We start from the raw sequence: 16,956 nt of genomic DNA, 5'->3' as shown, positions 1-16,956 counted from the left end.
GGGAACCTGCGCGGTGCGAAAGCCGCTGTAAAGCGCGCGAAATTGCACATTGCCGCTTTTGAACAGCCCTGTATCAAAAATGCAACAAGGCGAAACATGTGCAATTTTACGGCTGCAAGGCAAGATAATTTCAACCATGGCAGCACGTGCGTAGCAATGCTGCAACTGCAATCCAACTGCTGCCAGTTTGTAATTTTCAGACCTGATTTTGGAAGAGGCGCCCCCTCTATTGACGGTAAATCCGCAGGGTGCATGGTGCCGTCAGATGGCGAGAGATGGACGGAGAATCAAGTATATGAAGGCACATCTTGTGATGATCGGGGCTCTGCCGCTCTGCCTGACCATAAGCGGCGCGCAAGCCGCCCAGCGCCAGCAACCACGCGCCGAAATATTTACCGACCTTTTGAAATGTCGTGAAATCACTGACAATTCAGCACGTCTTGCCTGTTATGACCGACAGGTCGGCGTAATGGACCATGCCGCTGAACGTGACGAGGTTGTGGTACTCGACAAGACCGAACTCAACAAAACCCGGCGTTCACTGTTCGGCTTCACCCTTCCAAAGCTGCCCTTCCTGACCGGAAACAACGACAACCAGGACAAGAAGGAAGCTGAAGAATTCAACCAGATTGAAGCAAAAATCGCTGCCGTGCGAAGCGCAGGCAATGGAACATGGCAGATCACGCTGGAAGATGGCGCGCAGTGGATGACCACCGAAGCCACGACTGGCCGCCAGCCCAAGGCCGGGCAGATGATCGAAATCCACCGGGCGACGATGGGTAGCTTCATGGGGAAGGTTGAAGGCGGTCGTGCCGTGCGGATGAAACGCGTGGGCTGATCCCTATCGCGCCTGCGGCATCGGCCCGGCGAGCAGCAGCGGGTCGATGCGCGCGTCGTTCCATTTCATGCCCCAGTGAAGATGGGGTCCGGTGGCGCGGCCTGTGGCGCCGATCGCGCCGATGCGTTGCCCCTGTGCCACATGGTCACCGGGCTTCACGTCGATCCGCGACAAATGCAGGAAGGCGCTGTTGAGGCCATGGCCATGGTCGATCATCAGCAGATTGCCCTCCAGCGTGAAGGGGTGATCGGCGGCCAGGATCACCACCCCGTCCGCCGGCGCTACTACCGGCTCGCCGGTGGCGCCGGCGACGTCCACGCCGCCATGATAGGCGCCGGGCTGGCCCTGATAGATGCGCTGCGATCCGAACAGGCCGGAAATCCGGCCGAGGCGCGGCCAGATGAAGATCTGGCGCCAGCCCTGTGCGTCCGTCAGCTTGTCGCGCGCAGCGGCGATCTGTTCCAGTTCGGGCTTGCGCAGGGCGAGGAAGGCCTCGCTGCTTTTCGTCGGGCGGAGCGGCGCGTTGATCCGTTCCAACCGCCATTCGCGCGGTGCGACGGTCAGGGCGCGATCGATCACCCGGCCATCCGACAGGCGCGCGCTGAGCTTCGCCGGCGGCGGCGCATCGCGATCGAAGGCGATCAGGAAGCGGCCATCGGCATCGACCGGCACCAGTTGGTCGCCGAAATGGAGCGCGACCGTGCCGGCCGGCGCGGTGCCGAGCAAAGTGCCGCCCTGGATCGCCGCGCCGGACAGGATGAAATCGGGTCCAGCCACCACAGCCGGCGCCGCGCGCAGCATCGCCGGGGCAAGCGGCAGCGCAGCGACCGCCAGCAAAACAGCAGCGCGACGGATCATCCGGCCGGGCGCGCCTTCAGTTCCGCCTCGACCGACAAAGCGGCGCTGGCATAGGGCTCCTGCCGGGCGATCGACCAGTAGCGCAGATCCTCCAGCGGGATGCGCTGGCCGGACACGGCGCACAGCACATGGTCGCCGGCCTGCAGCACGCGAAAGCTGTAAGGCATATAATGCAGCCGGGCCGGACGGTCGCGGTTGGACATCAACATGAATCAGGCCTTTCTGCGGCGCATCAGGAGAAGAGATCCTGCTGGCCGCCTTCGACGGTGTCGCGCGGCTTGCGCGCGGGACGGGATGGGGCGGATATAGCGGGCGCGGGGGCCGGCTCAAGAGGTGCGGCGGTGTCGATCGCGGCGGCCACGGCGCCATCGGCGAAGTGCAGGCTGACCTGGCCCGCGGCCTGTGCATCGACCACCGAACGGATCAGCCGATCGCCCGCCATCACCCGAGCAAAGCCGCGTTGCAACGGCAGATCGGGATTGACCGAGGTGAAGAGGCGCGAGAGGCGATCGAAGGCGGTCGCCCGGTCGCGATAGACGCGGGTCAGATAGTCGGGGCGCAACCGCAACCGGTCGACCCGCTCGGCCGCGCGGCTGACATATTGGCGCAGCAAGGCCGGGCGCAGCGCGCCACTGACCTGGCCCAGATGGGCGCGGGCGTCGGCCAGCCGGTGGCGCAGGCCGCTGTTGAGGCCGTCGGACAGCAGGTCGAGCCGCTGCCGCTGCGGCGCGAGCAACGTGTCGGGCGTCGGCATCAGCCGCGCCTGCATATCCAGCCGTTCGCGTGCCTGCATCGCCCCGCGCCGCACCGCCCGGCCCGAGCGCAGGCCCATTTCACCCAGCATCGCCAGCAGTTCGGCGCGGACCGGCACCGCCATTTCAGCGGCGGCCGTCGGCGTGGGCGCACGCATGTCGGCGGCATAGTCGCACAAGGTCGTGTCGGTTTCATGCCCGACCGCCGAAATGGTCGGGATCGAGCATTCGGCGACCGCGCGGACGACGATTTCCTCGTTGAAGCTCCACAGATCCTCGATCGAGCCACCACCGCGCGCGACGATGACGAGATCGGGCCGGGGCAGCGGGCCGCTACCGTCCATGGCGGAAAAGCCGCGCACGGCGCGGGCGATCTGTTCGGCCGCACCCTGCCCCTGGACCAGCACCGGCCAGAGCAGCACCTGGGTCGGGCAGCGATCGGCCAGGCGATGGAGAATGTCGCGGATCACCGCGCCGGTGGGCGAGGTAACGACGCCGATGGTGCGCGGCAGGAAGGGCAAGCGGCGCTTGCGGTCGCGGTTGAACAGCCCTTCGGCCGCGAGCTTCGCCTTGAGCTTTTCGAGCAGGGCCATCAGCGCGCCCTCGCCCGCCAACTCCATCCGGTCGATCACGATCTGATATTTGGAGCGCCCCGGATAGGTGGTGAGCTTGCCGGTGGCGATCACCTCCACCCCGTCCTGCGGCTGGAAGGCGAGCCGTTGCGCGCCGCCCTTCCACATCACCCCGTCGAGCACGGCATTATCGTCCTTGAGCGCCAGATAGAGATGGCCCGAGGCCGCGCGCTTGAAGCCGGAAATCTCGCCGCGCAGGCGGACATGGCCGAAGCGATCCTCCACCGTGCGCTTCAACAGGGCCGACAATTCGCTGACACTGAGCGGCGGCGCGTTGTCCCCCGCCCTTTCCTCGGCTAACAGGCGGCCCGAACTGTCATAGGCATCAAATTCCGGGGACATGGCCGAGATGAACATCCTTCTGCTTGGCGGCGGCGGCCGCGAACATGCGCTGGCGTGGAAGCTGGCACAATCGCCACGCCTCTCGACGCTCTATGCGGCGCCTGGCAACCCCGGCATAGCCCAGCATGCCACGCTGGTCGACCTCGACGCGACCGATCATCGCGCGGTGCTGGATTTCTGCACCCGCCATTCGATTTCGCTGGTGGTGATCGGGCCGGAAGCGCCTCTGGTCGACGGCCTGGCCGACAATCTGCGCACCATGGGCGTCGCCGTGTTCGGCCCCGACAAGAAGCCGGCGCAGCTGGAAGGGTCCAAGGGCTTCACCAAGGATCTGTGCCAGCGCGCCAACATCCCGACCGCCGGCTACATCCGTGTCACCAGCAAGGATGGCGCGATCGCCGCGCTCGACGATTTCACCCTGCCGGTGGTGATCAAGGCCGATGGCCTGGCCGCGGGCAAGGGCGTGATCATCGCCGAAACCCGGCAGGAAGCGCTCGACGCGCTCGACACCATGTTCTCCGGCGCGTTCGGCAAGGCCGGCGAGGAAGTGGTGCTGGAAGAGTTCATGACCGGCGAAGAGGCGAGCTTCTTTGCCCTGACCGACGGCCGCGCGATCCTGCCCTTCGGTTCGGCCCAGGACCACAAGCGCGTCGGCGACGGCGACACCGGCCCCAATACCGGCGGCATGGGCGCCTACAGCCCGGCCCGCGTGCTGACCCCCGAACTGGAGGCGCAGGTGATCGAGCGGATCATCAAGCCGACGGTCGAGACGCTGGCGGCCGAAGGCATGCCCTATTCGGGCGTGCTCTATGCCGGGTTGATGCTGACTGAGGAAGGCCCCAAGCTGATCGAATATAATGCCCGGTTCGGCGACCCCGAATGCCAGGTGCTGATGATGCGCTTCGACGGCGATCTGGTCGAATTGCTGCTGGCGGTGGCCGAAGGCAGGCTGGCCGAGCAGGGGCCGGTCGCGCTGGCGGATCGCACCGCGCTGACCATCGTGATGGCCGCCAATGGCTATCCCGGCACGCCGGAAAAGGGCGGTGCGATCAAGGGGATCGACGCAGCCGAAGCACAGGGTGCCCGCGTTTTCCATGCCGGCACGGCGGAGAAGGATGGCATGATCGTCGCCAATGGCGGCCGCGTGCTGAACGTCACCGCGACCGGCGATACGGTGGGCGCGGCGCAGGCCGCCGCCTATGCCGCGGTCGACGCGATCGACTTCCCGACCGGCTTCTGCCGCCGCGACATTGGCTGGCGCGAGGTCGCCCGCGAGGCGCAATAAGGGCCAAACCGGCGCGGGATCGGGACATGTCCCCCTTGTCCCGCGCCGCCAAGCGTCCTTAAATAGGGCGACATATCCATTCCGGGAGGCAAAGGGCGATGCAGGAATTCTTCATGGACTATGGCCTGTGGCTGCTGATCGCGCTGCTGGTCGTGATCGGCCTGGTGTTCCTGCTGTCGGGCAAGGGCAAGTCGGCTGCGGTGGAAGACCCCGCGCCGGTGGCACCGCCCGTGGCCGCCGAACCGATTGCCGAGCCTGTCGTCGCGCCGTTGGTGGCCACGCCCGATCCGGTGCCGGTTGCCGAGCCCATGGTCGCCAAGCCGGTCGCGGTGGAGCCGGTGGTCGAGCAAGCGCCTGCGCCTGTGGTCGAACCGACGCCCGCGCCGATCCCGGCATCGCCTGCCGTCGCGGCACCGAGCGATGACGCCGACGACCTGCTGAAGCTGAAGGGCGTTGGTCCCAAGCTGGGCGCATTGCTGACCGAGCTGGGCGTGACGCGCTATGCCCAGATCGCCGGCTGGAGCGACAGCGACATCGCCGCGATCGACGCGAAGCTGGGCAATTTCAAGGGGCGTCCGGTCCGCGATCAGTGGATCGAACAGGCCAAATATCTCGCCGCCGGTGACATTGCCGGCTTCGAAGCGAAATATGGCAAGATCTAAACCGTGACCGGTTCCGGTTGCATGGCAACTGGAGCCGGCCTGCGTTGCGGCACCGCGCCCAGCAACAGGGGCGGCAATCGCCCCTGCCCCGCAAGCGCGCTGGCGATGTAGAGCAGCAGCACCGCACCAGCGAGAATGACGGCGCCATGCGGGTCGAGCATCGCCACCAGCCCCATCACCAGCGGATGCCAGAGATAGAAGAACAGGCTTTCGCGCCCGATCCGGTTGATCGGGCCGAAATGCAAGCGCACCGCCGAGATGCTGGGCAGCAGCGCGATCAGCGCCAGACACATCAGCAAGCGGGCGGGCACGAAGGCAAGCGCATTGCCGGTACCATAGAGATCCGACCACCAGAACAGACCCAGCGCCCCGACCAGCAGCACGGGCCATAGATAGCGTTTGGGCATGCCCCGTTCGGCCATCAGCATGCCGAAGAAGAAATAGACCGGATAGCGCAGGAAACGGCTGTCGGGCGACAACAGGCTGCCGCCGACTGCGCCATGGTCGAGGCCGAAACTATACATGGTCGCCAGGCTGACGGGCGTGCCGATCGCCAGCAGCAAGAGCGGCGAAAGCGGCATCAACAGGAACAGCGCCGGCACATACCAGAGATGGAAGGGCGGACGCAGCAGCAGGTCGAGCGGCGTCTGCCAGGAGAGCAGGCCGCCGCTGGCGAGCCAGTAGACGAGCATCGCCACCGCCCAGGGCAGCAGCATGCGCCGGCCATAGCGGCTGAACATCTCGCCAGTCGGCATGGAGCGGGTGCGGGTGACGTTGAGCAGATAGCCGGAAATACCGATCATCAACGGCATGCGGAAACCCGAACCGATCCACAGCAGGACATGCTGCTGATGCGTCAATTCCATCGCGTGCCCGCCCATGACGAGCAGGATCAGCAAGCCTTTCAGCAGGTCGATCGACGGGTTCTTGGTCACGATATGCTCGCAAAATTTGCCATCGAAACGATAGCGTCACAATATTGCCAAGCCCTTAAAATCCGCAATGGCATCATTCTGCCGCAGCCATCTTTTCTTAAGGAAAATATCGTTTAGACTTCGGCTATTAGCAGGAGGGTCGCCATCATCTTGCAGAGACTGGATACAGCTTTGGGCAAGCGTCTGCTGGCCCTGTCGATTTTTTGCGTGATAATCGGGGGCTGGTTCGCCTTCACCCATTATCGCGACGCCAGCCAGACCCTGCCCGTTGGGCAGGGACGCGAGGGGCCGTGCGCCCTGTGGTTCGTGGGCAGTTCGTCGATCAAACGCTGGACCAGCCTGGAACAGGATATGGCGCCATGGGTCGCGCATAATCGCGGCATCAACAGCGCCACCTTCAACGAGATATTGCCGCGCTTCGCCAATATCGAGCCGGGAACGCCAAAACCGGCGGCGATCATCCTCTATGCCGGCGAGAATGACCTGGCGGGCGGGCGACAGCTGCGGCCGATCTTCCACGATATGGCACGCTTCCTGGAGATGCGGACGCAGTTGCTGGGCGACGTGCCGGTCATCATATTATCGATGAAGCCCAGTCCGGGGCGCTGGGCGATCTATCCGCAGCAGCAAATCTATAATGATGCGACCCAGCGACTGATCCCGCACATGCAGAATGTCCATTATGCCGACATCACCACGCCGCTGCTGAAGGACGGCAAGCTGGGCGACAATTATCAGGCAGACAAGGTGCATATGAACCCGGCCGGTTACCGCATCTGGGCCGATGTGGTGCGGGCCCGGCTGAAAGAGATTCTGCCGGAGAAGACGGTGAAGGCCTGCGCTGGCTGATCAGGCCTTGCCCAATATCTCCTTCGCGCGCGGCGCGAGGCGGGCGGCGGCGGCGGCATGGATGCCCGGCGCCGCACAGAGCAGGCCGAAGGCGACCGGCTGGGGCCGGTTGAAGGCGAGCGGATCGCCCAGCGCATCGGTGACGATGGCGCCGGCCTCCTGCGCGATCAGGGCGGAGGCGGCAACGTCCCATTCATTGCCCCAGCGCACGGTGGCGACCAGATCGGCCTCGTCGGCGGCGACCATCGCCATGCGCAGCGCGATGCTGTTGGGCTTGTCCACGGTGACGAGATCGCGGTCGGCGCGCGGCAGCTGGTCGGCGGGGACGCGGGCGCCGGGCAGCATGGTGCGATTGCCGGCATGGAGCGGCACGCCATTGCGGGTCGCCCCCTGACCTGCCTGCGCAATCCACAATTCCTTGCGCGCGGGTGCCGCCAGGATGCCCAGACGGACCGCGCCATCCTCTACCAGGGCGACCGAGACCGCCCAGCCGGGCCGGCCGCGCAGATAGTCGCGGGTGCCATCGATCGGATCGACCACCCAGACGCGCGATACGCCCAGGCGATGCACGGTGTCGGCCGTCTCCTCCGACAGCCAGCCGGCCTGCGGATCGATCGCCGCCAGCCGTTCGCGCAGCATGACGTCGATTTCCAGGTCCGCCTCGCAGACCGGATGGCCGGGCACTTTTTCCCACTGGCGCACGCGCGTTTCCCCATCGGCCCATAGCGCCAGCGCGCGATCGGCCGCATCGGTGACCGCCGAAACGACGGCCGGCAAAAGGGGTTCAGCCGCCGGCAACTGTCATCCCGTCGACGCGCAGGGTCGGCACGTTCATGGCATAGCGGAACATCAGGTCATTGGCCGGCACCAGGGTGCGGAACATGTCCTTCAGATTGCCGGCGATGGTGATTTCCGACACGGCCGGGCCGACCGCGCCATTTTCGATCAGGAAGCCGGCAGCGCCGCGGCTATAGTCGCCGGTGACGCCATTGACGCCCATGCCGATCAGTTCGGTGACATAGATGCCGCGCTTCACATCGGCCATCAGTTCGCCGACCGACAGGCTGCCCGCTTCCATATGGACATTGGTGATGCCCGCGCCCGGCGCACCGGCGCCGCCCCGGCTGGCATGGCCGGTGGGTTCCAAGCCAAGCTGGCGGGCCGAGGCGCTGTCCATCAGCCAGCCGGTCAGCACGCCATCCTCGATCAGCGCGCGGCGCTCGACCGGCAGCCCTTCGCCGTCGAACGGGCGCGAGCGCAGGCCGCGCGGCAGCAGCGGATCGTCGATGATCGTGATCTTGCTGTCGAACAATGTTTCGCCCAGCGAGTCCAGCAGGAAGCTGGAGCGGCGTGCGATCGCCGGGCCGACCATGCCGCCGATCAGATGACCGACCAGGCTGGAGCCGATGCGCGGATCGAAGATGACCGGCATGACGCCGCTGTCGACCTTGCCGGGATTGAGCCGGGCGACCGCGCGCTGGCCGGCGCGCATGCCGACCGCTTCGGCATCGTCCAGATCCTTGAGATGGCGGCTGGCATGGCTGGCATGGTCGCGCTGCATGTCGGCGCCGCTGCCCGCGAGCACGCTGGCCCAGGTCGAATGGTTGGTCGCGGCATAGGCGCCGGCGAAGCCATGGCTGGTGGCGAGCGCGACCTGGCTGCGGCCGCTGGCGGCGCCGCCGCCTTCGCTGTTGGTGATGCCGGGAATGCTGCGCGCCGCTTCTTCCGCGATCAGCGCGCGTTCGCGCAGCGCGGCGGGTTCGGGTTCCTCGTCATCGACCAGGTCGAGCGACGGCGCGCGCTTCCTGAGCAGCCGATCCTCCGGCGCCAGGCCGGCATAGGGATCTTCCGGCGCTTCGCGCGCCATGGCGATGCTGCGATCGATCAGGGTGGCCAGCGTCGCCGGATTCATGTCCGACGCGGAAATGCTGGCCGAACGCTGGCCGATGAAGACGCGCAGCCCGATCTCCTCGCCCTCGGACCGTTCGACATCCTCCAGCGCGCCGAGCCGCACCGCTACCGTGGTCGAGGCGTTGCACGCGTAGATGGCGTCGGCCGCGTCCGCCCCCGCCTTGCGCGCCGCCGTCACCAGATCCTGCGCGCGCGACTGGGCTTCTTCGAGGCTGAGCATAAGGGGAGGTCGATCCTGTAGTGAAGACGAAGCCGGGCCTTACGCCCTTGCGTCGGACGGGGCAACCGCGCCGCGCAGCCAATGGTCGAGCAGATGCCAGGCGACCGCCATGCGCGGCGGCGCCAGGAAAGGCGCGTCGGGATCGCCCGCCAGCGCCGCGGCGACGCCATCGGCATCGCACCAGAAGGCATGTTCGATCTCGGTCTCGTCCAGGGTCAGCGCGGGATCGTCACACTGGGCGACGCAGGCGATCATCAGCGAGGACGGGAAGGGCCAGGGCTGGCTCATCACATAGCGGACCGAATGGACCGTGATGCCGGCTTCCTCCTTCAGTTCGCGCGCGACCGCTTCCTCGACCGTCTCGCCCGGCTCGATGAAGCCGGCGAGCGCGGAATAGCGGCCGGGCGGCCAGCTATGCTGGCGGCCGAGCAGCACCCGTCCCTCATGCTCGGCGAGCATGATCGAAACGGGATCGACGCGCGGGAAATGTTCGGAAGAACAGGATTCGCAGCGCCGCGCCCAGCCGGCCTTGTGCGCATGGGTCGGCCCACCGCAGACCGAGCAGAAGCGATGCCGGGCATGCCAGAAGACGAGGCTGCGCGCGGTGCCGTAGAGCGCAACGTCGGACGCGGAGACGAGATCGGCGAGGCCACGCGACCGCGGCGTCGCATTGGGGCCCTGTTCCAGCGTCTCGACCAGATGGACGAAGATCGGCCGATCCTGCAGATCGACGCCGAGCAGTGCATGCTCCTCGATCCGGGCATCGGGACCGAGCGGGGAGAGGGCCAGCCCATGATCGTCCGTCACCGGCTCCAGCCCTTCGAGGATCAGCAGCCGGGCATTGGGCGAGGCAAAGGCCTGCGCATGGAGCGCGGGATTGCTGCGGATATGGTCGACCCGGTCGAGCGTGCCGCCGACGAAACCGGGCAGGCCGTGCGCTTGGGGGTCAGTTCCGTGCATCGTCCGTCAACTCCTTCATCGCCGCATCGGCCGCCCGCACAAACAGGGTGGGCAACCCTGCCTCGCCGATCCGGTCGCGCGGCCACCATTCCCCTGCACCGTCAGGCACATGGTCCAGCCCCACATGGGTAGTGTGGACGCTGAGCGCCAGCGAGAAATGGGTGAAGACATGGGCGACCGGCGGATCGATCGTCCGCCACTGCGCGGCGAAGGGCGGCGTGACGTCGGGCGCGGCGTTCCAGTCGGAACTGGGCAGCGCGCGCATGCCGCCCAGCAATCCCTTGTCAGGGCGCCGCACCAGCCAGACCTGGCCATCGCTGCGTTCGATCCACCAGGCATGGCCGAGGCGATGGGGCTTGGCCTTTTTCGGCGCCTTGACCGGGAAGGCAGCGGGATCGGCAGTGCGCACCGCCGCACAATCCTGACGCAGCGGGCAGATGCCGCAGGCGGGGTTGCGCGCGGTGCAAATGGTGGCGCCCAGGTCCATCATCGCCTGGGCAAAATCGCCGGCGCGCAGGTCCGGCGTGATGCTGTCGGCGGCGGCGCGGATGTCCGGCCGGGCCGCGGGCAGCGGTGTCGCTATGGCGAACAAACGGGCGACCACCCGCTCGACATTGGCGTCGACCACCACGGCGCGGCGGCCAAAGGCAATCGCGGCGACGGCCGCGGCGGTATAGGCGCCCAGGCCCGGCAAGGCGCGCAATGCATCTTCGGTGTCGGGGAAGCGGCCGCCATGGTCGGCCACCACGGCGCGGGCGCAGGCCAGCAAGTTGCGGGCACGGGCATAATAGCCCAGCCCCGCCCAGGCGGCCATCAGGTCGGCGTCGGCGCTGGCGGCCAGATCCTCCACCGTCGGCCAGCGGACCGTGAATTTCTCGAAATAAGGGCCGACCGCCGCAACCGTGGTCTGTTGCAGCATCACTTCGGACAGCCAGACATGATAGGGATCGGCCGCATTGGCGCCCGGCGGCGCGCGCCAGGGCAGGCGCCGGGCATGGACGTCATAATGGGCCAGCAGATCCCGTGCGATTTTTGAACCCGACATCTCGACGCGCATGGCGGCCCTATGCCATGTAGCGCGCCATGACGGAACGCCCCCCGACCGCGAAAAAGACGAGCCGCGCCGCGCCGCCGGCCGAGCGCCCCCGCGTGGGTGCGCCGCGCGCGATCGCCGACCTGATGCCGGAGATCGGCCGTACCGCCTTTCGCAAGTTCGGTTTCGTCCAGTCGAGCATCGTCACCCGCTGGAACGATATCGTCGGCGCCGACTATGCCGCGATCACCGCGCCCGAGTCGATCCGCTTTCCGGTCGGCCAGAAATCGGGCGGCACGCTGCAACTGACGGTGATGAGCGGCCATGCGCCGATGATCCAGCATGCGCTGCCCGACATCATCGAGCGGGTGAACCGCTTCTTCGGCTATGCCGCCGTCGCCAAGGTGGCGATGAAGCAGGGCATGGTCGGTCCCGCACCGGTCGAGCGGCGCCCGCCGCCCCGCAACCTCAAACCCATTCCGGTCGAGCTGGGGGATTCCCTGCGCGACATCGGTGACCCGGAATTGCGCAAAGTCCTCGAATCGCTGGCACAGGGGCTTGCGAATTCGAATGGCCTGCCCAAGATCGGTTGATGCAACCCGCCCCGTCCGGGGCGATGCCTTAGGACTGCCCCATGACCAAGTTCCGCCTTTCCCTGCTTGCCCTGATCGCCGTTCCCGCCATCGCCGTCGCCGCCGCGCCCAACTGGGTCGCGCAGGTAGTGCGTTCGCCGATCGGTGGCCATGTCATGGGCAACCCCGCCGCGCCGACCAAGCTGGTCGAATATGTGAGCTATACCTGCAGCCACTGCGCACATTTCGTGAATGACGCGAGTGCATCGCTGAAGGCCGATTATGTGAAGGGCGGCAAGGTCAGCGCCGAAGTGCGCAACGCAGTGCGCGACAAATATGACCTGACCGCCGCGCTGCTGGCCCGTTGCGGCGGCGCCAAGCGCTTCATGGGCAATCATGAGGCGCTGTTCGCCAACCAGGATGCCTGGATGGAGCAGATCATGGCGTACGACAAGGGCGCCGCCAAGCCGACCGAGCAGAAGGCGGCGCTGCGCGACATTGGCCAGAAGACCGGCCTGTATGCGCTGATGAACAAGCGCGGCTTCACCAATGCGCAGCTCGACGCCTGCATCGCCGACCCGGCATCGGAAAAGGCGATCCTGGCGATGACCGACGAGGCGTGGAACAAGGTCAAGATCACCGGCACGCCCGGCTTCGTCGTCAACGGCACGCTGGTCCAGGGATCGACCTGGGAGTTGCTCAAGGCCGCATTGCCCGCAGCCGCCCGCTGATCTAAACCGTCCCCAACTATCCATAATTCGGAGCGTCGCCCGTCGTGAAAGTCCTGTCCGGCCTTGCCCTTATCGCCCTGTCCCTGACGCTTGCCGGTTGCGGCAAGAAGGATGAGGGCAATGCAACCTCCGCCGCGCCGATCGCCGCCGTGGCCGCGCCCGCCGGCACCAGCTGGTCGGAAACCGTCGCCGAAACGCCCGAAGGCAATTTCGTGATGGGCAATCCCAATGCCAAGCTGAAGCTGGTCGAATATGGCTCCTTCACCTGCAGCCACTGCCGCGACTTCGCCCATGAATCGTCGGAAGAACTGAAGGCGATGGTCGATAGCGGCAAGATCAGCTACGAATTCCGCGTCTATGTCCGCGACCCGATCGACATCACGACGGCGCTGCTGGCCCGTTGCGGCGGCAAGGACATCTACTACCCGCTGTCGGAACAGTTCTTCGCCAACCAGAGCGCGATGTTCGAAAAGGCGCAGGGCCTGGGCGACGCCCCCTATCAGGCGATGGTGTCGGCGCCGCCGGCACAGCGTTTCGGCCAGCTGGCCAACGCGCTGGGCCTCATTGACTATGCCAAGCAGCGCGGCATTGCCGAGGACCAGGCCAAGCAGTGCCTGGCCGACACGGCAACTGCCGAGAAGCTGGCCAAGGGCGTCGAGGCGGCCAATGCGCAATATAATATCTCCGGCACGCCGACCTTCCTGATGAACGGCGTGGTGGTCGAGAATGCATCGTCCTGGCCGGTGCTGAAGAACAAGCTCAAGGAAGCGGGTATCTGATTGGCGCAAGGGGGGGCGACATCTGAAGGCCTGAGGCCCAAGGAGACCGGGGCGGCACCCTGCCCCGGCGTTTCCCCATGCAGATAAAACGGCTCAAGCTCTCGGGCTTCAAGAGCTTCGTCGATGCGACCGAATTGCGCATCGAGCCGGGCCTGACCGGCATTGTCGGCCCCAATGGCTGCGGCAAATCCAATCTGCTGGAAGCGATCCGCTGGGTGATGGGCGAATCCAGCGCCAAGTCGATGCGCGGCGGCGGCATGGAGGATGTGATCTTCGCCGGCACCACCAGCCGGCCACAGCGCGACTTAGCCGAAGTGTCGCTGCTGACCATCCAGGAACAGGGCGAGCTGTTCAACGCGGTCGATGTCGGCGCGGATGGCGAACTGGAAGTCACGCGCCGGATCGAACGCGGCGCGGGCAGCGCCTATCGCGCCAATGGCAAGGATGTGCGCGCCAAGGATGTGGCGCTGATCTTCGCCGACGCCGCCACCGGCGCGCACAGCCCGGCGCTGGTCAGCCAGGGGCGGATCGCCGCCGTCATCGCCGCCCGGCCACAGGAACGGCGCGCCATGCTGGAAGAGGCGGCAGGGATCGCCGGCCTGCATGTCCGGCGCAAGGATGCCGAGCAGAAATTGCGCGCGGCCGAGGGCAATCTGGCCCGGCTGGACGAGATATTGGCCGATATGGACAGCCGCGCCGGCAATTTGCGGCGCCAGGCGCGCGCGGCGGAACGCTATATCCGCCTGTCCGAACAGATCCGCATATCCGAGGGCCGGGTGATCTTCGCCCGCTGGCGCGAGGCCAATGCCAGTGCCGAGGCGGCGCGGGCCGAGGCGAAGCTGGCCGAGGCGACGGTGGGCGCGGCGCAGGAGGCGCTGACGGCGGCCAATGTCCATAGCAGTGCCGCGGTGACGGCGCTGGCCGAGCGCCGGGCCGAGGCATTGGCGACGCGCGATGCCGCGAGCGAATCCGGCCACCAGCTCAACACGCTGAAGGCCGAGCGCGACGGGGTGGTGCGCCGGCTGCATGACCTGGCGCAGCAGGCGGCGCGGCTCGACGAGGATCGCGAGCGCGAGGGCACGCTGGCCAATGACGCGGCCGAGGCGATTGCGCGGCTGACCGCCGAGGTCGCGAGCCTGAAGGCCCGGATTGCCGAGACCGAGGCGATGCGCCCCGATTTCGCCGCGCGCATCGCCCGCGCCGAGGATGGCGCGCGCGATGCCGAGCTGGAGCTGGCCAGGGCGATGGCCAAGCAGGCGGGCGAGCAGGCCGAGCTGCGCGTCGCCGAGGCAGCGCTGGCGGCGGCGCGCGACCGGCTGAGCCGGGCGGAGCAGGCAATGCGGCGGCTGGAGGGCGAAGCGGCCGCCTTGCCCGATGCCGCGCCGCTGGAAGCGAAGCGCGACGAGGCAGCGGCGGCGCAGGTCCGCGCCAATGCCGATCGCGAGGCGGCGGAAGCGGCAATCGCGACGGCCGAGACGGCGCGGCAGGTGGCGAGCGAGGCGCGGTCGGCAGCGGAGGCGGCGCTGGCATCGGCGCGGGCGGCGCTGGCGGCGCTGGACAGCGAGGCGACGGCACTGCGCAAGGCGATCGATGCCGGCGGCAGCGGCCGGGCGCGGGCGCTTGACCAGTTGAAGGCGGCACCGGGCTATGAGCGGGCGCTGGCGGCAGCGCTGGGCGATGATCTGGAAGCACCGATCGGGGCGGAAGGGCCGCGTCGCTGGGCGGGTGCTGAGGCGTTGAAGGATGATCCCGGCTTGCCCGACGGCGCCAGCCCGCTGGCGGCGCATGTGACCGCGCCCGCAGCGCTGGCGCGGCGGCTGGCGCAGGTGGCGGTGGTGGAGAATGACAACGGCCAGGCGTTGCATGTCGGCCAGCGGCTGGTGACGCTGGATGGGCAATTGCGGCGCTGGGACGGCTATGTCGCGGTCGAGGGCGGCGCGGCGGCCGCCGAACGGCTGATCCGCATCAACCGGCTGGAGGCGATCGATGCTGCGCGTCCGGCAGCGGCGCAGGCGGTCGAGGGTGCGCAGGCGGAACAGGCCGAGGCCGGCGCGCGCGAGAAGGCGGCGGTGGATGCGCTGGCGGCCGGGCGCACCAAGCTGGGCGATGCGGACCAGCGGCTGCGTGCCGCCCTGCGCGCGGCGGACGAGGCGGCGGGCGCGCTGGAGCGGCTGAGCGGCAAGCGCGAGGCGATCGAGGAACGGCTGGCCGAGGCGCGGCGCGACCAGGCGGCGGCACAGGCCGAGCATGACAAGGCATCAACTGCGCGCGCCGCCCTGCCCGATGGCGCCGAGACGCGGGCGCAGGTGGCGGCGCTGTCGCAGGCGAGCGAGAAGGCGCGCATGGCCGTCAGCCAGTTGCAGGCCGACCAGGCGCTGGCCGACCGGGCGCTGTCGAGCGATCGCGAGCGCATGGCAGCGGCCGATGCCGAAGCCAAGGGATGGAACACCCGCGCCGGCGAGGCCGCCAAGCGCATCGCCGCCATGGCGACGCGCGGCGAGACGGTGGTGCAGGAGCGCGCCGCAATCGAGGGCCAGCCCGAGGCACTGGGCGCCACGATCGCCACGCTGACCGAGGAGCGCGAGGCGCAGGTCGAACGCGCCGAACAGGCCCGCCGCGCCGAGATCGAGGCCGAGGCGACGCTGAAGGCAGCCGAAAAGCGTGCCGCCGATGCCGGCGAGGCGCTGGCCGGTGCGCGTGAGGCGCGGGCGACGGCGGTGGCGCGGGCCGAGGCGGCGGACGAGCGGCGGATCGAGACCAATCGCCTGTCGGGCGAGCGGTTCGAATGCCCGCCGCCGGTGCTGCCGGAGAAACTGGGCTTTCCCAGCGCCGACATCCGCATCGCCCAGAGCGAACAGGCCGAGCATGACCGACTGTCGGCCGAGCGCGAGCGGATCGGCCCGGTCAATCTGGTCGCAGCGCAGGAGCTGGAGGAGCTGGAGACGATCCAGGCGACCAGCCGGGCCGAAAGCGCGGAACTGACCCAGGCGATCAACCAGTTGCGCGGATCGATCGGCAGTCTCAACCGCGAGGGGCGGCAGCGGCTTCTGGCCGCGTTCGAGGCGGTGGACGGCCATTTCCGCCGGCTCTTCACCACTTTGTTCAATGGCGGCCAGGCCCATCTGGAACTGATCGACAGCGACGATCCGCTGGAGGCGGGGCTGGAGATCATGGCCCAGCCGCCGGGCAAGAAGCTGGCGGCGCTGACCCTGTTGTCGGGCGGCGAGCAGGCGCTGACCGCGGTGGCGCTGATCTTCGGCCTGTTCCTCACCAATCCGGCGCCGATCTGCGTGCTGGACGAAGTCGACGCGCCGCTGGACGATGCCAATGTCGAGCGCTTCTGCGACCTGCTCGATGCGATGGTCGCCCAGACCCGGACCCGCTACCTGATCGTCACCCATAATGCGGTGTCGATGGCGCGCATGCACCGCCTGTTCGGCGTCACCATGGTCGAGCGCGGCGTCAGCCGGCTGGTGTCGGTCAACCTGCACGGCGCCGAGGCGCTGCTGGCGGCGCAATAGGGCCAGCGCTGCGCAACCGGTCCTTGCCCCCGCGCGGCGGCTGGCGAAGCTGGCGGCCTGATCTCGGAGTTGTGCC

Annotated in this window: 16 protein-coding genes; 8 read left to right on the top strand and 8 right to left on the bottom strand. The window is 67.7% G+C overall.

The annotated features are described in order from the left end of the window. The first annotated feature begins 295 nt into the window (after positions 1-295). Complete coding sequence (locus E5554_RS03775) at positions 296-838, top strand: hypothetical protein (protein WP_063976670.1); 543 nt, start codon at positions 296-298, stop codon at positions 836-838. A gap of 3 nt (positions 839-841) precedes the next feature. Here E5554_RS03775 and E5554_RS03770 read toward each other — a convergent pair whose 3' ends face one another. From E5554_RS03770 to xseA, 3 genes are read right to left on the bottom strand one after another with little or no spacing between them, the layout of a single operon-like run. Beyond that, positions 842-1,696, bottom strand: a complete 855-nt coding sequence (locus E5554_RS03770) for a M23 family metallopeptidase (protein ID WP_125987920.1) — start codon at positions 1,694-1,696, stop codon at positions 842-844. Then, positions 1,693-1,905: a DUF2093 domain-containing protein gene (locus E5554_RS03765; RefSeq protein ID WP_037508030.1), complete on the bottom strand. Its 213-nt coding sequence runs from the start codon at positions 1,903-1,905 to the stop codon at positions 1,693-1,695. The genes E5554_RS03770 and E5554_RS03765 overlap by 4 nt, the downstream gene beginning before the upstream one ends. 23 nt (positions 1,906-1,928) lie before the next feature. Further along, on the bottom strand, positions 1,929-3,422 hold the full coding sequence (gene xseA / locus E5554_RS03760) for an exodeoxyribonuclease VII large subunit (RefSeq protein WP_136185997.1): 1,494 nt from the start codon (positions 3,420-3,422) through the stop codon (positions 1,929-1,931). Positions 3,423-3,429: 7 nt separating this feature from the next. Between xseA and purD the strand changes: the two genes are divergently transcribed. After that, the gene (purD, locus tag E5554_RS03755) at positions 3,430-4,707 is read left to right on the top strand and encodes a phosphoribosylamine--glycine ligase (RefSeq protein ID WP_063976699.1); all 1,278 of its coding nucleotides are present in this window, start codon (positions 3,430-3,432) and stop codon (positions 4,705-4,707) included. A 98-nt stretch (positions 4,708-4,805) separates the two neighbouring features. Continuing rightward, entirely contained in the window at positions 4,806-5,369 is a 564-nt protein-coding gene (locus E5554_RS03750; RefSeq protein ID WP_136185996.1) for a hypothetical protein, read from the top strand. On the opposite strand, the gene E5554_RS03745 is transcribed toward E5554_RS03750, so the two are convergent. After that, on the bottom strand, positions 5,366-6,304 hold the full coding sequence (locus E5554_RS03745; protein ID WP_063976667.1) for an acyltransferase family protein: 939 nt from the start codon (positions 6,302-6,304) through the stop codon (positions 5,366-5,368). The genes E5554_RS03750 and E5554_RS03745 overlap by 4 nt on opposite strands. A gap of 171 nt (positions 6,305-6,475) precedes the next feature. Here E5554_RS03745 and E5554_RS03740 point away from each other — a divergent pair, with 171 nt between their 5' ends. Then, entirely contained in the window at positions 6,476-7,153 is a 678-nt protein-coding gene (locus E5554_RS03740) for a GDSL-type esterase/lipase family protein (protein ID WP_136188242.1), read from the top strand. Here the strand turns inward: E5554_RS03740 and E5554_RS03735 are convergent, their stop codons facing one another. From E5554_RS03735 to E5554_RS03720, 4 genes are read right to left on the bottom strand one after another with little or no spacing between them, the layout of a single operon-like run. Next, positions 7,154-7,951 (bottom strand): 3'(2'),5'-bisphosphate nucleotidase CysQ, encoded by a 798-nt coding sequence (locus tag E5554_RS03735; RefSeq protein ID WP_037519327.1) that lies wholly within the window; start codon positions 7,949-7,951, stop codon positions 7,154-7,156. After that, a complete protein-coding gene (locus tag E5554_RS03730; protein WP_010337519.1) occupies positions 7,938-9,284 on the bottom strand; it encodes a metallopeptidase TldD-related protein in 1,347 nt (448 codons plus the stop codon). The genes E5554_RS03735 and E5554_RS03730 overlap by 14 nt, the downstream gene beginning before the upstream one ends. 39 nt (positions 9,285-9,323) lie before the next feature. Then, positions 9,324-10,244: an NAD(+) diphosphatase gene (gene nudC / locus E5554_RS03725; RefSeq protein WP_010337520.1), complete on the bottom strand. Its 921-nt coding sequence runs from the start codon at positions 10,242-10,244 to the stop codon at positions 9,324-9,326. Further along, positions 10,231-11,301 (bottom strand): A/G-specific adenine glycosylase, encoded by a 1,071-nt coding sequence (locus tag E5554_RS03720; RefSeq protein WP_010337521.1) that lies wholly within the window; start codon positions 11,299-11,301, stop codon positions 10,231-10,233. Before E5554_RS03720 ends, nudC begins: the two co-directional genes overlap by 14 nt. Before the next feature lie 26 nt (positions 11,302-11,327). On the opposite strand from E5554_RS03720, the gene E5554_RS03715 reads away from it, so the two are divergent. The 4 genes from E5554_RS03715 to smc all read left to right on the top strand — a co-directional run bounded on the left by E5554_RS03715 (position 11,328) and on the right by smc (position 16,880). Next, positions 11,328-11,870: a DciA family protein gene (locus E5554_RS03715; RefSeq protein WP_069338756.1), complete on the top strand. Its 543-nt coding sequence runs from the start codon at positions 11,328-11,330 to the stop codon at positions 11,868-11,870. A gap of 41 nt (positions 11,871-11,911) precedes the next feature. After that, positions 11,912-12,580 carry a thioredoxin domain-containing protein gene (locus E5554_RS03710; RefSeq protein WP_004209297.1) on the top strand — a complete coding sequence of 223 codons (669 nt, stop codon included), beginning with the start codon at positions 11,912-11,914 and terminating at the stop codon, positions 12,578-12,580. Between the two features lie 44 nt (positions 12,581-12,624). After that, positions 12,625-13,359 carry a thioredoxin domain-containing protein gene (locus E5554_RS03705; RefSeq protein ID WP_010337523.1) on the top strand — a complete coding sequence of 245 codons (735 nt, stop codon included), beginning with the start codon at positions 12,625-12,627 and terminating at the stop codon, positions 13,357-13,359. A gap of 77 nt (positions 13,360-13,436) precedes the next feature. After that, a complete protein-coding gene (gene smc / locus E5554_RS03700; RefSeq protein ID WP_136185995.1) occupies positions 13,437-16,880 on the top strand; it encodes a chromosome segregation protein SMC in 3,444 nt (1,147 codons plus the stop codon). Positions 16,881-16,956: the final 76 nt, after the last annotated feature.

The organism is Sphingobium sp. PAMC28499 (assembly GCF_004795815.1).
Classification (GTDB): domain Bacteria; phylum Pseudomonadota; class Alphaproteobacteria; order Sphingomonadales; family Sphingomonadaceae; genus Sphingobium; species Sphingobium yanoikuyae.
The sequence above is the reverse complement of the archived record's forward strand: the minus strand, read 5'-3'. Positions and strand labels throughout refer to the sequence as shown.